At 62.7% G+C, this 16,899-nt stretch carries 15 protein-coding genes and 1 pseudogene; 2 read left to right on the top strand and 14 right to left on the bottom strand.

Annotated elements, in window-relative coordinates; all coding sequences use genetic code 11:
- Nucleotides 1-123 precede the first annotated feature (123 nt).
- From SOM61_RS17215 to ubiE, 14 genes are all read right to left on the bottom strand, one after another.
- Entirely contained in the window at nucleotides 124-1,914 is a 1,791-nt protein-coding gene (locus SOM61_RS17215) for an acyl-CoA dehydrogenase C-terminal domain-containing protein (protein WP_320475209.1), read from the bottom strand.
- Nucleotides 1,915-1,961: 47 nt separating this feature from the next.
- Nucleotides 1,962-2,579: a TetR/AcrR family transcriptional regulator gene (locus tag SOM61_RS17210; RefSeq protein ID WP_320475208.1), complete on the bottom strand. Its 618-nt coding sequence runs from the start codon at nucleotides 2,577-2,579 to the stop codon at nucleotides 1,962-1,964.
- A gap of 266 nt (nucleotides 2,580-2,845) precedes the next feature.
- Nucleotides 2,846-3,229 (bottom strand): RNA-binding S4 domain-containing protein, encoded by a 384-nt coding sequence (locus SOM61_RS17205; protein WP_320475207.1) that lies wholly within the window; start codon nucleotides 3,227-3,229, stop codon nucleotides 2,846-2,848.
- A gap of 18 nt (nucleotides 3,230-3,247) precedes the next feature.
- Entirely contained in the window at nucleotides 3,248-4,408 is a 1,161-nt protein-coding gene (gene clsB / locus SOM61_RS17200) for a cardiolipin synthase ClsB (RefSeq protein WP_320475206.1), read from the bottom strand.
- Complete coding sequence (locus tag SOM61_RS17195; RefSeq protein WP_147936676.1) at nucleotides 4,396-5,226, bottom strand: endonuclease/exonuclease/phosphatase family protein; 831 nt, start codon at nucleotides 5,224-5,226, stop codon at nucleotides 4,396-4,398. The genes clsB and SOM61_RS17195 overlap by 13 nt, the downstream gene beginning before the upstream one ends.
- 138 nt (nucleotides 5,227-5,364) lie before the next feature.
- Complete coding sequence (locus SOM61_RS17190) at nucleotides 5,365-5,574, bottom strand: hypothetical protein (protein WP_208277215.1); 210 nt, start codon at nucleotides 5,572-5,574, stop codon at nucleotides 5,365-5,367.
- Between the two features lie 360 nt (nucleotides 5,575-5,934).
- The gene (gene nudB, locus SOM61_RS17185) at nucleotides 5,935-6,387 is read right to left on the bottom strand and encodes a dihydroneopterin triphosphate diphosphatase (protein ID WP_320475205.1); all 453 of its coding nucleotides are present in this window, start codon (nucleotides 6,385-6,387) and stop codon (nucleotides 5,935-5,937) included.
- Between the two features lie 56 nt (nucleotides 6,388-6,443).
- Nucleotides 6,444-8,246: an aspartate--tRNA ligase gene (aspS, locus tag SOM61_RS17180; protein WP_320475204.1), complete on the bottom strand. Its 1,803-nt coding sequence runs from the start codon at nucleotides 8,244-8,246 to the stop codon at nucleotides 6,444-6,446.
- A gap of 69 nt (nucleotides 8,247-8,315) precedes the next feature.
- A complete protein-coding gene (locus SOM61_RS17175; protein ID WP_320475203.1) occupies nucleotides 8,316-8,939 on the bottom strand; it encodes a DUF502 domain-containing protein in 624 nt (207 codons plus the stop codon).
- 49 nt (nucleotides 8,940-8,988) lie between these two features.
- Nucleotides 8,989-9,318 carry an FmdB family zinc ribbon protein gene (locus SOM61_RS17170; protein ID WP_320475202.1) on the bottom strand — a complete coding sequence of 110 codons (330 nt, stop codon included), beginning with the start codon at nucleotides 9,316-9,318 and terminating at the stop codon, nucleotides 8,989-8,991.
- A gap of 337 nt (nucleotides 9,319-9,655) precedes the next feature.
- On the bottom strand, nucleotides 9,656-11,218 hold the full coding sequence (ubiB, locus tag SOM61_RS17165; protein ID WP_320475201.1) for a ubiquinone biosynthesis regulatory protein kinase UbiB: 1,563 nt from the start codon (nucleotides 11,216-11,218) through the stop codon (nucleotides 9,656-9,658).
- A complete protein-coding gene (locus SOM61_RS17160) occupies nucleotides 11,215-11,892 on the bottom strand; it encodes a ubiquinone biosynthesis accessory factor UbiJ (RefSeq protein WP_320475200.1) in 678 nt (225 codons plus the stop codon). The genes ubiB and SOM61_RS17160 overlap by 4 nt, the downstream gene beginning before the upstream one ends.
- A gap of 129 nt (nucleotides 11,893-12,021) precedes the next feature.
- Nucleotides 12,022-13,005: a Tim44 domain-containing protein gene (locus tag SOM61_RS17155; RefSeq protein ID WP_320475199.1), complete on the bottom strand. Its 984-nt coding sequence runs from the start codon at nucleotides 13,003-13,005 to the stop codon at nucleotides 12,022-12,024.
- A 23-nt stretch (nucleotides 13,006-13,028) separates the two neighbouring features.
- Entirely contained in the window at nucleotides 13,029-13,763 is a 735-nt protein-coding gene (gene ubiE / locus SOM61_RS17150; protein WP_320475198.1) for a bifunctional demethylmenaquinone methyltransferase/2-methoxy-6-polyprenyl-1,4-benzoquinol methylase UbiE, read from the bottom strand.
- Between the two features lie 482 nt (nucleotides 13,764-14,245).
- Here ubiE and SOM61_RS17145 point away from each other — a divergent pair, with 482 nt between their 5' ends.
- Together SOM61_RS17145 and SOM61_RS17140 are read left to right on the top strand one after the other, a co-directional pair.
- Nucleotides 14,246-15,586: a sigma-54 dependent transcriptional regulator gene (locus SOM61_RS17145; RefSeq protein ID WP_320475197.1), complete on the top strand. Its 1,341-nt coding sequence runs from the start codon at nucleotides 14,246-14,248 to the stop codon at nucleotides 15,584-15,586.
- Between the two features lie 378 nt (nucleotides 15,587-15,964).
- A pseudogene (locus SOM61_RS17140) lies at nucleotides 15,965-16,899 on the top strand (hypothetical protein); the annotation flags it as partial.

Below are 16,899 nucleotides of genomic sequence, written 5' to 3'. Positions count from 1 at the left end.
AGAGTTGGCCGTCGTTCCCGCTAAGGCGGGAACCCAAGTTTGCCTGCGCTACCACAGCGCAGAACTTGGATCCCCGCCTGCGCGGGGATGACGGTGGTCGATTAACAGTGTCGCGTGAAGGTGTTAGAACAGCTCAGCATCCAGCGCCGTCAGATTCGCGGCGCCCGAACGTGCCTGGCGGATCAGCATCGCGGTTTCCGGATACAGGCGGGCGAAGTAGAAGCGGATGGTCGCCAGCTTGGCTTCGTAGAACTTGTCGCCCGAATCGAGCTTGGCCAGGGCGATCTTGGCCTGTTGCGCGAACAGGTAGCTGTACACCAGGTGGCCGGCCACGCGCAGGTAAGGCACGGCGGCGGCGCCCACTTCGTCCGGGTTCTGGAAGGCCTTCATGCCGATTTCCATCGTCAGCTTGGTGACCTTGTCACCCAGTTCGCCCAGCGGGGTCACGAACTCGGACAGTTGCTCGTCCAGGCCGTTGTCTTCAACAAAAGTCTTGATCTTCTCGCCGAACTTGCGCAGTTTGGCACCGTTGTCCATCAGGATCTTGCGGCCCAACAGATCCAGCGACTGGATGGTGTTGGTGCCTTCGTAGATCATATTGATGCGGGCGTCGCGCACATACTGCTCCATGCCCCACTCGGCGATGTAGCCGTGGCCGCCGTACACCTGCATCGCTTCCGAGGTCGCGATCCAGCCGTTGTCGGTAATGAAAGCCTTGATGATCGGAGTCAGCAGGGCCACTTCGTCGGCCGCTTCCTTGCGCACGTCTTCGTCGGTGTGGTTCAGTTCACGGTCGATCTGCAGCGCGACATACGACGAGAACGCGCGCGCGCCTTCGGCATAGGCCTTGGCGGTCAGCAGCATGCGGCGCACGTCCGGGTGCACGATGATCGGGTCGGCTGGTTTATCTGGCGCCTTCGGGCCCGACAGGCTGCGCATCTGGATGCGGTCCTTGGCATAGGCCAGCGCGTTCTGGTAGGCGACTTCGGTCAGGCCCAGCGACTGCATGCCCACGCCCAGGCGGGCCGCGTTCATGAACACGAACATCGCCTGCAGGCCTTTATGGGGCTGGCCGATCAGGGTGCCGCGCGCGCTGTCCAGGTTCATCTGGCAGGTCGAATTGCCGTGGATGCCCATTTTTTCTTCGATGGCGCCGCAGGCGATGCCATTGCGCTCGCCCAGCGAGCCGTCTTGTTGTGGCAGGAACTTCGGCACCAGGAACAGCGAGATGCCCTTCGAGCCTTCCGGCGCGTCCGGCAGGCGCGCCAGCACCAGGTGGATGATGTTCTCGGAGATGTCATGCTCGCCGGCCGAGATGAAGATCTTGGAGCCGGTGATCAGGTAGGTGCCATCAAGCTGCGGTTCGGCCTTCGAGCGCAAGAGGCCCAGGTCGGTGCCGCAGTGCGCTTCGGTCAGGCACATGGTGCCGGTCCACTCGCCCGAGACCAGTTTTGGCAGATACAGGCGTTTCTGGTCGTCGGTGCCGTGCTCCAGCAGGCACTCGTAGGCGCCGTGCGACAGGCCGGGGTACATCGACCAGGCCTGGTTCGACGAATTGAGCATCTCGTAGAACGAGTTGTTCAGGGTGATCGGCAGGCCCTGGCCACCGTATTCAGGATCACAGGCCAGCGCCGCCCAGCCGCCTTCGACGTACTGTTTATACGCTTCCTTGAAGCCCTTCGGGGTCGTGACGGTTTTATCCGCGGCGTTGAAATGGCAGCCTTCGCGGTCGCCCGAGTGGTTCAGCGGGAACAGCACCTCTTGCGTGAACTTCGCGCCTTCTTCGAGCACCTGGTTGATGATGTCGGCATCGATCTCCGAGTACTTCGGCAGACTCTTGAATTCTTCGGTGACGTTGAGGAATTCATGCAGAACGAACTGCATATCCCGGATTGGCGCGACGTACTGACCCATGGTTATCTCCTGAACAAGGGTAAAGATGTTGGACGTGGCAGGCGGCTTTACGCCGCCTGATGGTCTTGCGGTAGTTGGGGATTGCGGTAATTCTCGACCAGGCGCTCGAAGGCGGCCCGGGCGCGTTCGACCGCGCCCGGGTTGCGCAGGAAGCGCGCATCGTGGTGCAGGGCCAGGATCAGGCCGTGCATCTCGAATACCAGCTGCTCGGGGTCCAGGTCGCGCCGCAGATGGCCGATCTCGACCGCCTGCTGCACGCTGCGCAGCAGGGCTTCCTGCCAGGCGCGCACCATCGACACCAGCTGCTCGCGGATAGGGCCCTCGCGGTCGTCGTATTCGACTGCCCCGCTGATATAGATGCAGCCCGATGCGATCTCGACCGAGACGCGCTTGACCCAGCGGGTGTACATCGCCACCAGGCGCGGCAGGCCGCGCGCTTCGGTGATGCTCGGGAAAAAGACCTCTTGCTCGAAGCGGTGGTGATAGAGCTTGACCACCTCGAGCTGCAAGTCTTCGCGTGAGCCGAAGTGGGCGAACACACCCGATTTGCTCATGCTCATCCGGTCGGCCAGCAGGCCGATGGTCAAGCCTTCGAGGCCGTTGCGACTGGCGAGCTCGAGCGCGACGTCGAGAATTGCGGCTCGCGTCTGTTCGCCCTTGCGCATGAATTTTGCTGAAGTACTGATGGCTGCCCCTGAATCGAAAAAAATCCGAACGCTCGTACTATTATCTATCAGCCGAGGAATGTCAAACGGGAACTTAGAGGTGGCGTTCTATTGATGCAAGACAACGATCGGTGCCGGGAGATAGCACCGTGAGGCGCTTCCATCCGCTACCGCTGGTGACGAATGGAAGTTTGTTGTTTCAGCCATAAAGGTACAGCATTTTGACGGAACGGGATATCCCGTTGACGAGGGGCATTGCGCCGTCGTCACTCTTCGCCGACGCGCTCCATCGCACGCCGGTCGCGCTTGGTCGGCCGGCCCTTGATCTCCATACTCGGTTCGGGGTACAGGCGGCGTGCCGTCTTGTCGTTCTCGCGCCGGGCGATGCTCTCGTCGGTCTCGAAATACAGGGTGCGCGCCACCGGCGCCGGGCCGCGCGCGCCCGAGATCGCGGCCACGATCACTTCCCAGCGATCGGAACCGTTGTCGATCAGGATCTTGTCATTCATCTTGACGGCGCGCGCCGGCTTGATTGGCTCGCCGCCGATGCGCACCCGGCCGCGTTCCACCGCGTCCTGGGCCAGCGAACGGGTCTTGAAGAAGCGCGCCGCCCACAGCCATTTATCGATTCGTACGTTCTCTTTTTCCATTTTCTCTTTCTACTTACCCTAGGTGTAGCCGAACGTGACCACCCGCATCACCAGCTTGTAGGCCATATACGCCATGCCATAGGTGGCGCGGCGCAGCCAGCCGGTGTGGGCGAATTCCTGCGGACAGACCTCCTTGCCGTCCAGGATGCCGCGCTCGATGTGCTCGCGCATGGTGGCGGCGAACACCGGATCGCTCACCACCACATTGGCCTCCTGGTTCAGGAACAGCGACAGGCCATCGCAGTTGCTGGAACCGACCGTGGCCCAGTCGTCGTCGACCACCGCCACCTTCGCATGCAGCTGGGTCTTGCGGTATTCGACCACCCGCACGCCATCAAGCAGCAACTTGGGATAGAACGAATGCGCGACCGCATCCTGGATCTTGAACTCCCCCACCCCGATCAGCAGCGTCACCTGCACGCCGCGCCGCGCGGCATGCGCCAGCGCCTTGCGGAACTTGCGGCCCGGCGCGAAGTACGGCGTCGCCAGCAGCACGCTGTGGCGCGCATGCCCCAGCGCTTGCAGATAGGCTTTCTGGATCGTGCTGCGGTTACGCAGGTTGTCACGCACCACAAATGCGGCCCGGGCCGGGCTTTCGCAAGAGGGAATGGCTTGATTGCGCATCTCGCGGAACAACTGGAGGCGCTTGCGCAGCCGCAGGCGGCCGCTGCGGGCCCACTGGACTTGCGCCTCGTGGTGGATCTGGGCCACCAGCGGCCCGCGCACGCGCACCGCGAAATCCCAGCGCGGCGCCGGCAGGCGGTGGCCGTCGGCGTGGTCGCACAGCCAGTCGTCGTTGACGTTGATGCCGCCCACGAAAGCGACTTCGCGGTCGATCACGGCGATCTTGCGGTGCGAACGGGCGATGCCGCGCCGGCACCAGGGATTGAAGACGCGGTACTGGGCGCCGGCTTCCAGGAGAGTGGGCCCAAGCCGGCCGCAGCAGCTGTGGCCGGTGCCGAACCAGTCAACCAGCACCCTCACCTTCACGCCGCGCAGGGCGGCGCGCGCGAGGGCGTCGCGCACGGCGGCGCCGGTCTCGTCCTCGGCAAAAATATACGTCTCGAACAAGACCTCGTGCTGGGCGGCGTCGAGCGCTTCGATCAGCGCCGGGAAGAAAGCAATGCCGCTCTGCAGCAGCGCGATGTCATTGTTGTCGACAAAGGTCAGACTGCGCATGGCCCTTGTGTAAGTTCGAGCTCGGCCACGATCGGCGCGTGATCGGACAGCTTGGCCCACAAGGGACCATGCATCACCCTGGCGTTATTGACCTTGAAGCCGCGCACATAGATGCGATCGAGCCTGAACCACGGCAGCATGGCCGGGAAGGTGCGGGCCGGCGCCAGGCGCGGCTGGCGGCCGGCCCAGCTGCGCACCATATCGCCCATCGGCGAGCGCGGCCCCAGTTCGTCGAACACTTCCTTGACGCCCAGGGCGTTGCGCAGCTTGTCGCTGAGGGTGTTGCGCCAGTCGTTGAAATCACCGGCGATGATCACCGGCTCGTCGGGTTTCGCAGAAGCATTGACGGCCTCGATCAGCGAGGCGGTCTGGCGGCCACGGCTGCCCTCGAACAGGCCGAGATGGACCACATAGCAGTGCACGCGGCATTCGGGCGCGCCCAGGATGCAGTGCAGGATGCCGCGCTGCTCGTAGGCATGATCGGAGACGTCGTGGTTGTGCGAATTCTCGATCGGCCAGCAGCTCAGCAGCGCATTGCCGTGGTGGCCGTGGTCATAGACCGCATTCATCCCATAGGCAGTGTGGTGGGCGTCCGGAGCGAAGTAATCGTACTGGGCCGTTTCTGGCCAGTGACGATGCCCGCGGTCCTCCTTGCCGAAGCGCGCCTGGAAGCGGTCGTGCCGCCCTTGCACCTCTTGCAGGAAGACGACGTTGGCGTCGAATTCGGCGATGGCTTTCTTGAGCGCGATCACGCGTGGCGTGCTGCGCAGGGACGAAACGCCCTTATGAATGTTGTAGGTGGCTACACGGATTTTCATGGGAACATTCTACCCGGATCGGACCGTCGTTCTCGTGAAACGGGCCCAATCGTGCGCTTCACAGCTTGGGGCTGGAGCGCGGAGCGCGGCGGTCGGCTAGATGCCGTCGCGCTCTTACTGAATCTGACAATCTGATATTCAGGCAAGCGCCAGCGCCGTGTCGTACACCGCTTCATGCCCCGACACAATCATGCGGCGCGGACGACGCTCTTGCGCGCCCTGCTTTTCCTGGCGCGGCGCCAGCGGACCGCTCAGGCGCAGGCCGTCGAAGAGGTCGATATAGATGCAGTCGTCCCCCAGGGTAATTGCCTTAACTTTCTTGTCGCTATTCAGTTCGAGGTTATCCATTTTATCTCCCAGAATCATCCACTTAAAAGTTGCACATCAAAAATTCACCATGGGTGAACCGTTGACCTTAGTCGACGCAAATACAGCTGTCAAACGTTGATCCTTTTGTGCAAATGCAATACTGCAAAATTTCCTCCTGTTATGAAAAGAACAAATCAACTGTAATCAAATGTATTTTCATAGGAGAGATCGCGTTTGATCGAACTCATATGCGCGGCGACGCACAGACCGTTTTTTGGAAAAAGTACCTACGTACTTTTGTTAAAAAACGTCATTTTATTGCTCATGCATGCCACATTTCAATGCTGATTTTCAGCAAACAACATGCTTTAAGGCAATTTTGTTTGCTGTTCGCAATTTTTAAGCGATTTTGCGGGGCAACTGCAGGATGGCTTCGGCGTTGGATGACGAGAAGCAACGGTCTGCTGCTTCCAGATGCGGCAGCCAGGCATGGCGCAGGTGTTCGCGCGGGCTGAGGAGGATGGGGATGTCGCGCGGCACACAGACCGAGAACACGTGCTCGGTATTGTGGGTCACGCCGGGGGCGTAGCGGTGACGCCAGACGGGATAGATTTCGTAGACGTTCGAGAGCTGCCAGTCGTGCAGGCGAATGCGTTCGCCATCGGCCACGATGCCGGTCTCTTCGAACAGTTCGCGCGCAGCAGTGTGCAGCAAGGGCTCGTCCGGCGCGTCGAGCGAGCCGGTGACCGATTGCCAGAAGCCCGGGCGGTCGGCGCGTTCGAGCACCAGCACTTCCATGTCGGAAGTGTGGATCACGACCAGGACCGATTCCGGGATCTTGTGGGGCTTCATGTCGACAGGCATGGGGTGGATGGTTGCGCCACCCACCCCAGATCCGGGACCGTGTATCAGGCCACTTTCGGCTCGTTACGCAGACGGATATGCAGCTCTTTCAGCTGCTTCTCGTCCACTTCCGACGGCGCGTTGGTCAGCAGGCACTGCGCACGCTGGGTTTTCGGGAAGGCGATCACGTCGCGGATCGACTCGGAGCCGGTCATCAGCGTGATCAGGCGATCCAGGCCGAAGGCCAGGCCACCGTGCGGCGGCGCGCCGTACTGCAGCGCGTCCAACAAGAAACCAAATTTGAGCTGCGCTTCCTCGGCATCGATCTTCAGTGCGCGGAACACCTTGCTCTGGACTTCTTCGCGGTGGATACGGATCGAACCGCCGCCCAGCTCCCAGCCGTTCAGGACCATGTCGTAGGCCTTGGCGATGCAGGCGCCAGGGTTGGTCTCGAGCATGTCTTCGTGGCCGTCCTTCGGTGCGGTGAACGGGTGGTGGGTCGCGGTCCAGCGGTCGCCGTCTTCGTCGTATTCGAACATCGGGAAGTCGATCACCCACAGCGGCGACCAGACCTCGTCGAACAGGCCGGCCTTCTTGCCGAATTCCGAGTGGCCGATCTTCACGCGCAGCGCGCCGATGGCGTCGTTGACGACCTTGGCCTTGTCGGCGCCGAAGAAGATCAGGTCGCCATCTTGCGCGCCCGTCAGTTCCAGGATCTGGACCAGGACTTCGTCCGACAGGTTCTTGACGATCGGCGACTGCAGGCCGTCACGGCCTTTCGCTTTCTCGTTGACCTTGATGTAGGCCAGGCCCTTGGCGCCGTAGATCGCGACGAACTGGGTGTAGGCGTCGATCTCCGAACGCGGCATCGAACCGCCCTGCGGCACGCGCATGCCGACCACGCGGCCGTTCGGCATGTTTGCGGCGCTGTTGAACACCTTGAACTCGACCGACTTCATCAGCTCGGTCAGTTCGGTGAACTGCAGCTTGACGCGCATGTCCGGCTTGTCCGAACCGTAGGTGCCCATGGCGGTGGCGAAGTCCATCACCGGGAACGGGTTCGGCAGCTCGATGCCGGTGGTGTTGCGGAACACGACGCGCATCATCTCTTCGAACAGGTCACGGATCTCCTGTTCGGTCAGGAACGAGGTCTCGCAATCGATCTGGGTGAATTCAGGCTGGCGGTCGGCGCGCAGGTCTTCGTCGCGGAAGCACTTGGTGATCTGGTAGTAACGGTCGAAGTTGGCGACCATCAAGAGCTGCTTGAACAGCTGCGGCGACTGCGGCAGCGCGAAGAAGTTGCCGGCGTTGACGCGCGACGGCACCAGGTAGTCGCGCGCGCCTTCCGGGGTCGACTTGGTCAGCATCGGGGTTTCGATGTCGATGAAGCCCAGGTTGTCCAGGTACTTGCGCACTTCCATCGAGACTTTATAACGCAGCTTCAGGTTGTGCTGCATCTGGCCGCGGCGCAGGTCGAGCACGCGGTGCGTCAGGCGGGTGGTTTCCGACAGGTTGTCGTCGTCCAGCTGGAACGGCACCGGCACCGAGGCGTTCAGCACTTCGACTTCGCTGGCGTTGATTTCGATCTTGCCCGACTTCAGGTTGTTGTTGACCGTGCCTTCGAGGCGGTTGGTCACGGTGCCGACGATGCGCAGGCAGTACTCGTTGCGCACGTGCTCGGCGGCCTTGAAGACGGCGGCGTTGTCCGGATGGCAGACCACCTGCACCAGGCCTTCGCGGTCGCGCAGGTCGATGAAGATCACACCGCCGTGGTCACGGCGGCGGTGCACCCAGCCGCACAGGCTGACGGTTTGGCCCAGCAGTTCCTCGGTCACGAGGCCGCAGTAGTTGGTACGCATGGTGGACATAGTTTTCGTTCCAGGTTGGTTGATTGCTCGCGCCGCCATCGAAGGCGGCCACTATTCGTTGATTCGGTATTACTTGATCGCCGTGGGCGGTGCGCTGGACGGCACTTCAGCCGGCGCGACCACGCCCATCGAGACGATGTACTTCAATGCCGCATCGACCGTCATGTCCAGCTCTTTCACGCGGCTGCGCTCCATCATCAGGAAGAAGCCGGAGGTCGGGTTCGGGGTGGTCGGCACGTAGACGCTGACGTAGTCGCCGCCCAGGTGTCGCGCCACTTCGCCGCCCGGCGCGCCGGTAAGAAAAGCGATGGTGTACGAATCGGCATGCGGATACGGCACCAGCACCGCCTGGCGGAAGGCATTGCCCGACGGCGAGAACAGCGTGTCCGACACCTGCTTGACGCTGCCGTACAGCGAGCTGACCACCGGCACGCGCTTGAGCAGGCGTTCGCCCAGGCGCACGATGTACTTGCCGACCAGGTTGTTGGTGAGCAGGCCGGTCAGGAACACGATCGCCAGGGTCAGCACCGCGCCGAAGCCCGGCACGTCCATGCCGAACATGCTGCGGGGCTGCCAGGCGTCGGGCACGAACAGCAGCGACTGGTCGAGCGTGCTGATGATCAGGTTCAAGACCCAGGCCGTGATCACCAGGGGGACCAGGACCAGCAGGCCGGTGATGAAATATTTGCGCATCGGATTCCCGTTATTCTTGTTGGCGTGCGGCGTCAAGGCCGCGCCCCGATCAGGCGCCGCCCTTGTCGCCGCCGGACGTGCCCGACGTGGGCGGGGCCGCTGGGGCCGCTGCCGGGGCACTGGCCTCGGTCGACGCCGCCGGCGTGGCTGGGGCCGCGCCATTGCCATTGCCGGCCGTGCCGGTCGCGGGCGGCGTGCCGCCGCGGAAATCGGTCACGTACCAGCCGCTGCCCTTGAGCTGGAAGCCGGCAGCAGTCACTTGTTTCTTGAAGGACGGCTTGGCACAGGACGGGCAGACGGTCAGGACCGGATCCGAAATCTTTTGCAGTACATCTTTGGTAAAACCGCATTCTTCGCAGCGGTAGGCGTAAATCGGCATGCTGTGTGCTCCGCAAAAATCTTCAAAACCCTGAATTATAAAGCTTTTACAGGGGAATTGACCGTTTGCGGCCTACCGCGACTGGCATAGACACGGCAGATGGGCAAGCGCGCACGATACGATGTTGTTTTTCACCATCGTCAACAGGTGTTTCGTTTGCTCAAGGATGGCGCAGATGTTTTAATACGGCCTGCTCCACCGAATGTTGGTAGCAGGAAACTCCTGTCACCCGCTGTACAGAAGAAACAGAAGACTGCGCGATGCCTGCATCAGCGCGGTCCGTACAAGAACACTAGCTTGCCAAGCCCGCTTATGCGGGCTTTTTCTTTGGCGGGTCTTACAGCAAATACATCGCCACCAGCCCGACCCCGAAGCCCGCCGCCATGCAGGTCAGGAAGGCCAGCATGCGATTGGTGCGGCGCTGTTCGAGCAGCACCATGGCCAGCATGTCGCTACTGCCGCCGTGCGGGTGCATCATCTGCCCTTTCGATTCGCGCTCCAGCACCTGGAATACCAGGCGCGGCAGCTGCGGGAAGATCTGGGCGTAGCGCGGCGCTTCGGCGCGCAGGCGCTCGGTCAGGCCTTTCCAGCCGACCTGTTCCGTCATCCAGCGCTCGAGGTGCGGCCTGGCGGTCTTCCACAGGTCCAGGTCGGGATCGAGCTGGCGTCCCAGTCCTTCGATATTGAGCAGGGTCTTTTGCAGCAGCACGAGCTGCGGCTGCACCTCGACATTGAAGCGGCGCGAAGTCTGGAACAGGCGCAGCAGCACCTGGCCGAACGAAATATCTTTCAGCGGGCGGTCGAAGATCGGTTCGCAGCAGGCGCGCACCGCGGCTTCCAGCTCGTCCACGCGGGTGGTCGAGGGCGCCCAGCCCGATTCGATGTGGGCCTCGGCCACGCGCTTGTAGTCGCGGCGGAAGAAGGCCAGGAAGTTCTGCGACAGGTAATCCTTGTCGAAATCGTTCAGCGTGCCGACGATGCCGAAGTCCAGCGCGATATAGCGGCCCAGGGTCTCCGGCGCGGTCGAGACCAGGATGTTCCCCGGATGCATATCGGCGTGAAAGAAGCCGTCTCGGAACACCTGGGTGAAGAAAATCTCCACGCCATCGCTCGACAGCTTCTTGAGGTCGACGCCGGCGGCGGCCAGGCGGTCGATCTGCGAGATCGGGATGCCGTACATGCGCTCCATCACGATCACGCTGCTCGAGCAGTAATCCCAGTACATCTCGGGCACCATCAGCAGGTCGGAACCGGCGAAGTTGCGGCGCAGCTGGCTGGCATTGGCGGCCTCGCGCATCAGGTCCAGCTCGTCGTGCAGGTATTTGTCGAACTCGGCCACGACTTCGCGCGGCTTCAGGCGCCGCGCTTCTCCCCACACGCGCTCGATCAGGCTGGCCGCCAGGCGCATCAGCGCCATGTCTTCGTCGATCAGCTTCTTCATGCCGGGACGCAGCACCTTGACCGCGACCTCCTTGCCATCCTTGAGTTGGGCGAAGTGGACCTGGGCGATCGAGGCCGAGGCCACCGGCTCGCGGTCGAAGCGGGCGAACAGCTGGTCGGGATGGGCGCCCAGCGAGCGGGTGATCTGGGCCACCGCCAGGTCGGAGCCGAAGGGCGGCACGCGGTCTTGCAGCAGCGCCAGCTCGTCGGCAATATCGGGCGGCACCAGGTCGCGCCGGGTCGACAGCACCTGGCCGAACTTCACGAAGATCGGGCCCAATTCTTCCAGCGCCTGGCGCAGGCGGATCGCGCGCGGCGAGGTGATCGTGCGCCAGAAGAAGAAGGTGTTCATCAGGCGCGCGGTGCGCGGGGCGTTGATGCTGGTGACGGCGATCTCATCCAGGCCGTACCTGGTGAAGACGGTGAGGATGCGCAGCAGGCGCAGGAATTTCAATATCATCGACGATCCGGGTGGTGGTCTGCGCGGGTAGGAATGATGGAAGGTGTGGCGGCATCGCGCTGGGCCAGCACTTGCTCGAGTCTTGCTACGCGTTTGGCCGTGCGCTCGACGTCGTCGCGCAGGCGCACCACGTCGGCGGCGAACGCTTCGCGCTGCACCGGCCGCACCAGCACCGGCCTTTCCTCGGCCAGGAACTCGGCCAGGTTCTCGGCCAGGCGCCGTCCCGCCTCGGTCGCGCCGCCGGCGGTGCGGCGCGCGGTCTTGACCAGGCGATGGGCGCCCAGCGGCCCCACCACCCGCTCGAGGTCATGCTCGGCATCCCAGCGCAGGCCGTTGGCCAGCTGCGAGATCACGTTGGCGAACTCGGCGTCGCCTTCGACCTTCACGTACGACAGCGCGCGCGTGCGGTCCTGGGCGATCAGCGGCAGGTCGGCCGGTTTCACGCGGATCGTGACGCTGGCCGCGGCATCGCCCTGGCCGGCTTCGAGCAGGCCATCGCGCCCGACCAGCAGGCGCAGGCGGGCCAGGCCGGCGTCGATGCAGGCGTCCTTGCCGGCATGGCGCATGAGCAAGGCCCTGGCCCAGGCTTCCTGGGCCAGCAAGTGGTTGATCGCGGCGACCGCGGGCAGCGTGAGAATGTGCTGAGGCGACAGTGAGGAAAGACTAGGAAACATGAAAGGACAACCCTCAAAAAACAAAACCGCCCGGGTTGATGCGGGCGGTTTTGATCTTACCAGTTTGCCGGGCGCAAACCCGGTGACACGGAATGTTTATCGAAAAATAATTCCGCCAAAACTAAAGGCTTAGTTCGTCTGCTGGATACCGGCCAGCACCCAGCCGCCCGAGCCCGACAGCGGCTTCGACATATTCCAGACTTCGACGAACGGTTCCGGCAGCGCGTCCTTGGCGCTACGGATCATGGCGTTGAACTGCACGCTCGCCAGGTAGTCGGTCGCGGTCTTCTCGATGCCCAGCAGCTGGGCGTCGATGTTGACGACGTCGGTGTAGTCGGCCACGCCGCCGCGTTCCTGGATCTGCATCTTCAGTTCGGCGAACACTTCAGGCGCGGTGAATTCGCGCAGGTCGTCGGTGTCGCCGCGATCCCAGGCCGCCTGCATGCGGATGAAGGACGATTTCGCATGGCGCAGGAAGCTTTCGCTGTCGAAGTCGCCCGGCACGCCCCATTGCTGGTAATTGGTCGCGGCGGCAGCGCCACCGACACCGGCTGCGGTGCCTTTATCCAGGCCTACATTGCCCTGGAAAGCGGCAGGCTGATTGCGCAGGCCGGAACCGATCTCGGGCGTGGCGCTCGAACCGGCGGCAGGCGGCTGGAAGCCACCGAAGCCGCCCGCGGTCGCCGCGACCGGATTGGCCGGCGTGTCCTTGCGGCGCACCATGCGCACGATGAACATGATCACCAGGCCGACCAGCGCGACCATCAGGATGGTCGAGATGATGCTGGCCAGGGCGCCGCCGATGCCCAGGTGCGACAGCAGCGCGCCCAGGCCCAGGCCCAGCAGTGCGCCACCAAGGATATTGCGCATCATGCTAGGTTTCTTGGCGGCGGCAGCCGCACCCGCGGCGCCTGCGCCGGCGGCAGCCGGCGCCGCCGAATTAGGCGTCTGGCGCTGCATGTTCTGGGCTGGCGCCGGGGCCGGGCCCTGCTGCTGTACGGACTGCGATTGCCGTCCGATCGAGCGCTTGCCGCCCATTGGTCGGGCGAAGGCGTCCGCCACCATCGCGAACGCGGTGACTGCCAACATCGTCGTGACCAGGAATTTTTTCATCGTCTCCGTCCTTAGCGTTGAAACTACAGTTTGATACCGGTGTGTAATGCGGCCACACCCGCCGTCAGGTTGAAATACTGGACCCGCTCCAGTCCTGCGTCTTGCATCATCCCCTTCAGGGTGTCCTGGTCGGGATGCATGCGGATCGATTCGGCCAGGTAGCGATAGCTCTCGGCATCGCCGGCGATCTTCTGGCCCAGCCACGGCAGCACCGAGAACGAATACACATCGTACGGCTTCTGCAGCGGCGCGATCACTTTCGAGAATTCCAGCACCAGCAGCTTGCCGCCCGGCTTGAGCACCCGGCGCATCTCGGCCAGGGCCTGGTCTTTATGGGTCATATTGCGCAAGCCGAAGGCGACGCTGACCCGATCGAAGTAATTGTCTGGGAACGGCAATTTTTCGGCGTTACACAGCATGGTTGGGGTGACAAGCCCTTTATTCAAGAGACGATCGCGCCCCACGCGCAGCATCGACTCGTTGATGTCGGTAAGCCAGACCTCGCCGGTCTTGCCCGCCTGCTTCGCGAATGCCTTGGCCAGGTCGCCGGTGCCACCGGCGATGTCGAGCACCTTGAAGCCGGGACGCACGCCCGCCTGGGCGATCGTGAACATCTTCCAGGCGCGGTGCAGGCCGGCCGACATCAGGTCGTTCATGACGTCGTACTTCGAGGCGACCGAGTGGAAAACCTTGGCGACTTCCTGGACCTTCTGGTCCTCGGCGACAGTCTTGTAGCCGAAGTGAGTGGTATTGGTCATATGTGCGAAACGGTTGGGTGTTGCCGCATTATACAAGCAGGCCGACAGTGAGCCGCCTCATTGGCGATCGGGTCGCCGCACCGGCCCGACCGATGCCATTTGCTGCGCCATGGCATCGATTCAGTGTCCTTGTTGGACGGGCACAACGCTTGCAGCGGTAACAAGCTGCTCAGCAGCGACAGATTGTCGGGAGAGCCCTTCCCGGCCACAGATGGTGCCGGTAAGATCGATAGCAGGCAACTAACAAAATTTCCGACCTTGCCATGCAAAAAAGCAAACAATACATTCACCCTTGCACATGTCATTAAACTTCTATTAATGTTTGTGCGACACGAGGATGGCATTTAAGGTTTAATGGAACAATACTTTTCGCGTCAGCAATCCACAGAGCGGGATTAGTTGTCGCATGGATGCATGAGGCGCATCGCGCCCGGACTCATAACAACGAAACTGGCGAAGCTCCAGTGATAAAGAGGGCAACGGTGTCTGTAAAACGTCTCTTATGCATTTCGGGTGAAGGCAGCGCGCGCGCACGCGCCTGCCACGGAGAACTACCCGGCTGGGATGTGTGCGTGGTCGAGAACATCGCCGCGGCACGCAAGGTCTTGTCGCAGCAGCACTACGGCGTCGGCCTGCTGCTCGACCGCAGCGACGGCGCGGGCGATGCCGAGATCGAACGCTTCGTACGCCAGCACCACCACACGCGCTGGATCGGCGTGTTCGATGCGCCGCGCCTCGACCAGCCGGCGCTGCGCGAGCTGATCGCCGCCCATCTGGTCGATTTCCATACCCGTCCGGTCGACGCGCTGCGGCTGAAGCATTCGCTCGGCCACGCCCACGGCATGGCGACGCTGGCCAAGACCACCCCGCCGCACCGGCGCCAGGCGTCGGAGCGGGCCAGCCACATCGATGGCGCCTCGCGCGCCATCGTGCGCCTGCGCGCCCACATCGACAAGATCGCCGCGATCGACGCGCCGGTACTGATCTCGGGCGAAAGCGGTAGCGGCAAGGAACTCGCGGCCCAGGAAGTCCACCTGCGCTCGCAGCGCGCCAGCGGTCCCTTCATCGCCATCAATTGCGCGGCGGTGTCGCCAGCCCTGATCCACTCCGAACTGTTCGGCCACGAGCGCGGTTCCTTCACCGGCGCTACCCGCGACAAGCAGGGCCTGCTCGAGGCGGCGTCCGGCGGCAGCATCTTCCTGGACGAGATCGGCGACCTGCCGCTCGACCTGCAAGCCAGCCTGCTGCGCTTTTTGCAGGAACGCGTGATCTACCGCGTCGGCGGCACGCGCACCATCGCGGTCGATGCACGCGTGATCACCGCCACCCACGTCAACCTGCCACAGGCCGTGGCAGAGGGACGCTTCCGCGAAGACTTGTACTACCGCCTCAGCGTGTTCCCGATCCGGGTGCCGCCGCTGCGCGAGCGCAAGGAAGACTTGCCGCTGCTGACCGACCTCATCTTCAACAAGTATGCCGCCGAACGTAGCCCGCAGCTCAAGGGCGTCAGCCGCGAAGCGCTGCTGGCGATGGCGCGCTACGAATGGCCGGGCAATGTGCGCGAACTCATCAACCGGGTGCGGCGCGCCATGGTGCTGGCCGAACAGCGGCTGATCATGCCGGAAGACCTCGATCTGCCCAGCGCCGGTCCGATTTGCCCGGTGAAGGAAGGCCTCGGCAATTCGCGCCTGTCGGCCGAACGCGTTGCCATCGGCGAGAGCCTGGCGCGCAGCGGCAACAACATCAGCCAGGCCGCGCGTGACCTGGGTGTCTCGCGCATGACGCTGTATCGCCTGATGGCCAAGCACGCGATTTCTCCGTAAGTCCCCGCCCTTCCCTGCCGTCGGCCTCTTCCTACGGCTTCTCCCCTTGATTTGACAGGCTTTTTCCACCAGCGCGCTTGCCACACGGCAGCGCGCTGCAGAACAGCGTTCACTCTGCACGGCTCTCCTTCGGTGACATTTTGATACAGTTTGATGGCCTTTTTGTTCACTTTGTCACGGGTCTGAGACACTTTGTTCTTTAGCTATTGTTCCGCTTCATTTCCCTCTGTAATCCCACCGGAACTCATCAAAATAGTCCTACATAATCAAGGACTTGAAAAAAGCACATTCATCTGGCATGGGAACTGCTAATAGACGGTTGGACCGGGCGTCATGGGACCCCGGGAATTCAACTCAGTGACAATTAGGGGAGCAACAATGAAGCGCACTATCCTGGCAACCGCGATCGCCCTGGCATTCAGCATGGCTCACGCACAAGAAAATTCCGTCAACGACGTCCGCGGCGGCAACACCCAGACTTCGTCGGTGAGCACGAACACCGACAACAGCACTGTCACTGATACCCGCAACAGCGGCAACACCTCGACCAACTCGTCGACCAACACCGACAGCTCGAACAGCAACAACCAGGCAACGAACACGAATACGAACACCAACACGAACACGAATACCTCGACCAGCACCAACAACAGCCAGGCCAACAGCAACAACCAGGCGACCAACACGAACACGAATACGAACACCAACACCGACAACAGCCAGGCCAACAACAGCAGCACCAACACCTCGGACAGCAACAACCAGTCGACCAGCACCAACACGACGACCAATACCAACAACAGCCAGGCCAACAACAACAGCCAGCAAAACAACAATAGCCAGCAGAACGACAACAGCACGACCAACAACAACAACCAGGTGGACCGTTCGGACAACCGTACCGCGACCAACACCAACACGAACACCCAGTCGGACACCCGCACCAACACCACGACGATCGACAGCAACGACACGATCACCTCGACCACCACCAACGACAGCAGCCAGGACAGCTCGGGCCAGAACAACAGCTCGGGTGACTCGCGCGCGGCAGCCGCCGGCGCCGCAGCCGCCAACAACGGTGGCAGCGCCAACTCGTCGGTCGCCAACTCGTTCAACACCTCGTCGGCCAACGCGACCAGCTCGCTGACCGGCACCGTGTCGGGCAATAACATCAGCAACATCGGCAACACCGCTGCGAACACCGGCGGCGCCAACGGCGCGGCCGGCACCGGCTCGGCCGGCGGCACCGGCTACGGCGGCTCGACCTCGGCCACCGGCGCAGCCGGCGGCTCGGCTTCGGGCGCCGCGGG

The sequence above is a fragment of the Massilia sp. CFBP9012 genome, from assembly GCF_034045115.1.
Lineage (GTDB): Bacteria > Pseudomonadota > Gammaproteobacteria > Burkholderiales > Burkholderiaceae_D > Telluria.
The sequence above is the reverse complement of the archived record's forward strand: the minus strand, read 5'-3'. Positions and strand labels throughout refer to the sequence as shown.

Excerpts from the sequence above, each read along its gene's own strand:
- SOM61_RS17190 (WP_208277215.1), bottom strand. The coding sequence starts at position 5,574 with ATGGATAACCTCGAACTGAATAGCGACAAGAAAGTTAAGGCAATTACC.
- SOM61_RS17215 (WP_320475209.1), bottom strand. The coding sequence starts at position 1,914 with ATGGGTCAGTACGTCGCGCCAATCCGGGATATGCAGTTCGTTCTGCAT.
- ubiB (WP_320475201.1), bottom strand. The coding sequence starts at position 11,218 with ATGATATTGAAATTCCTGCGCCTGCTGCGCATCCTCACCGTCTTCACC.
- aspS (WP_320475204.1), bottom strand. The coding sequence starts at position 8,246 with ATGTCCACCATGCGTACCAACTACTGCGGCCTCGTGACCGAGGAACTG.
- SOM61_RS17160 (WP_320475200.1), bottom strand. The coding sequence starts at position 11,892 with ATGTTTCCTAGTCTTTCCTCACTGTCGCCTCAGCACATTCTCACGCTG.
- ubiE (WP_320475198.1), bottom strand. The coding sequence starts at position 13,763 with ATGACCAATACCACTCACTTCGGCTACAAGACTGTCGCCGAGGACCAG.
- SOM61_RS17170 (WP_320475202.1), bottom strand. The coding sequence starts at position 9,318 with ATGCCGATTTACGCCTACCGCTGCGAAGAATGCGGTTTTACCAAAGAT.
- SOM61_RS17210 (WP_320475208.1), bottom strand. The coding sequence starts at position 2,579 with ATGCGCAAGGGCGAACAGACGCGAGCCGCAATTCTCGACGTCGCGCTC.
- nudB (WP_320475205.1), bottom strand. The coding sequence starts at position 6,387 with ATGAAGCCCCACAAGATCCCGGAATCGGTCCTGGTCGTGATCCACACT.
- clsB (WP_320475206.1), bottom strand. The coding sequence starts at position 4,408 with ATGCGCAGTCTGACCTTTGTCGACAACAATGACATCGCGCTGCTGCAG.
- SOM61_RS17195 (WP_147936676.1), bottom strand. The coding sequence starts at position 5,226 with ATGAAAATCCGTGTAGCCACCTACAACATTCATAAGGGCGTTTCGTCC.
- SOM61_RS17205 (WP_320475207.1), bottom strand. The coding sequence starts at position 3,229 with ATGGAAAAAGAGAACGTACGAATCGATAAATGGCTGTGGGCGGCGCGC.
- SOM61_RS17155 (WP_320475199.1), bottom strand. The coding sequence starts at position 13,005 with ATGAAAAAATTCCTGGTCACGACGATGTTGGCAGTCACCGCGTTCGCG.
- SOM61_RS17175 (WP_320475203.1), bottom strand. The coding sequence starts at position 8,939 with ATGCGCAAATATTTCATCACCGGCCTGCTGGTCCTGGTCCCCCTGGTG.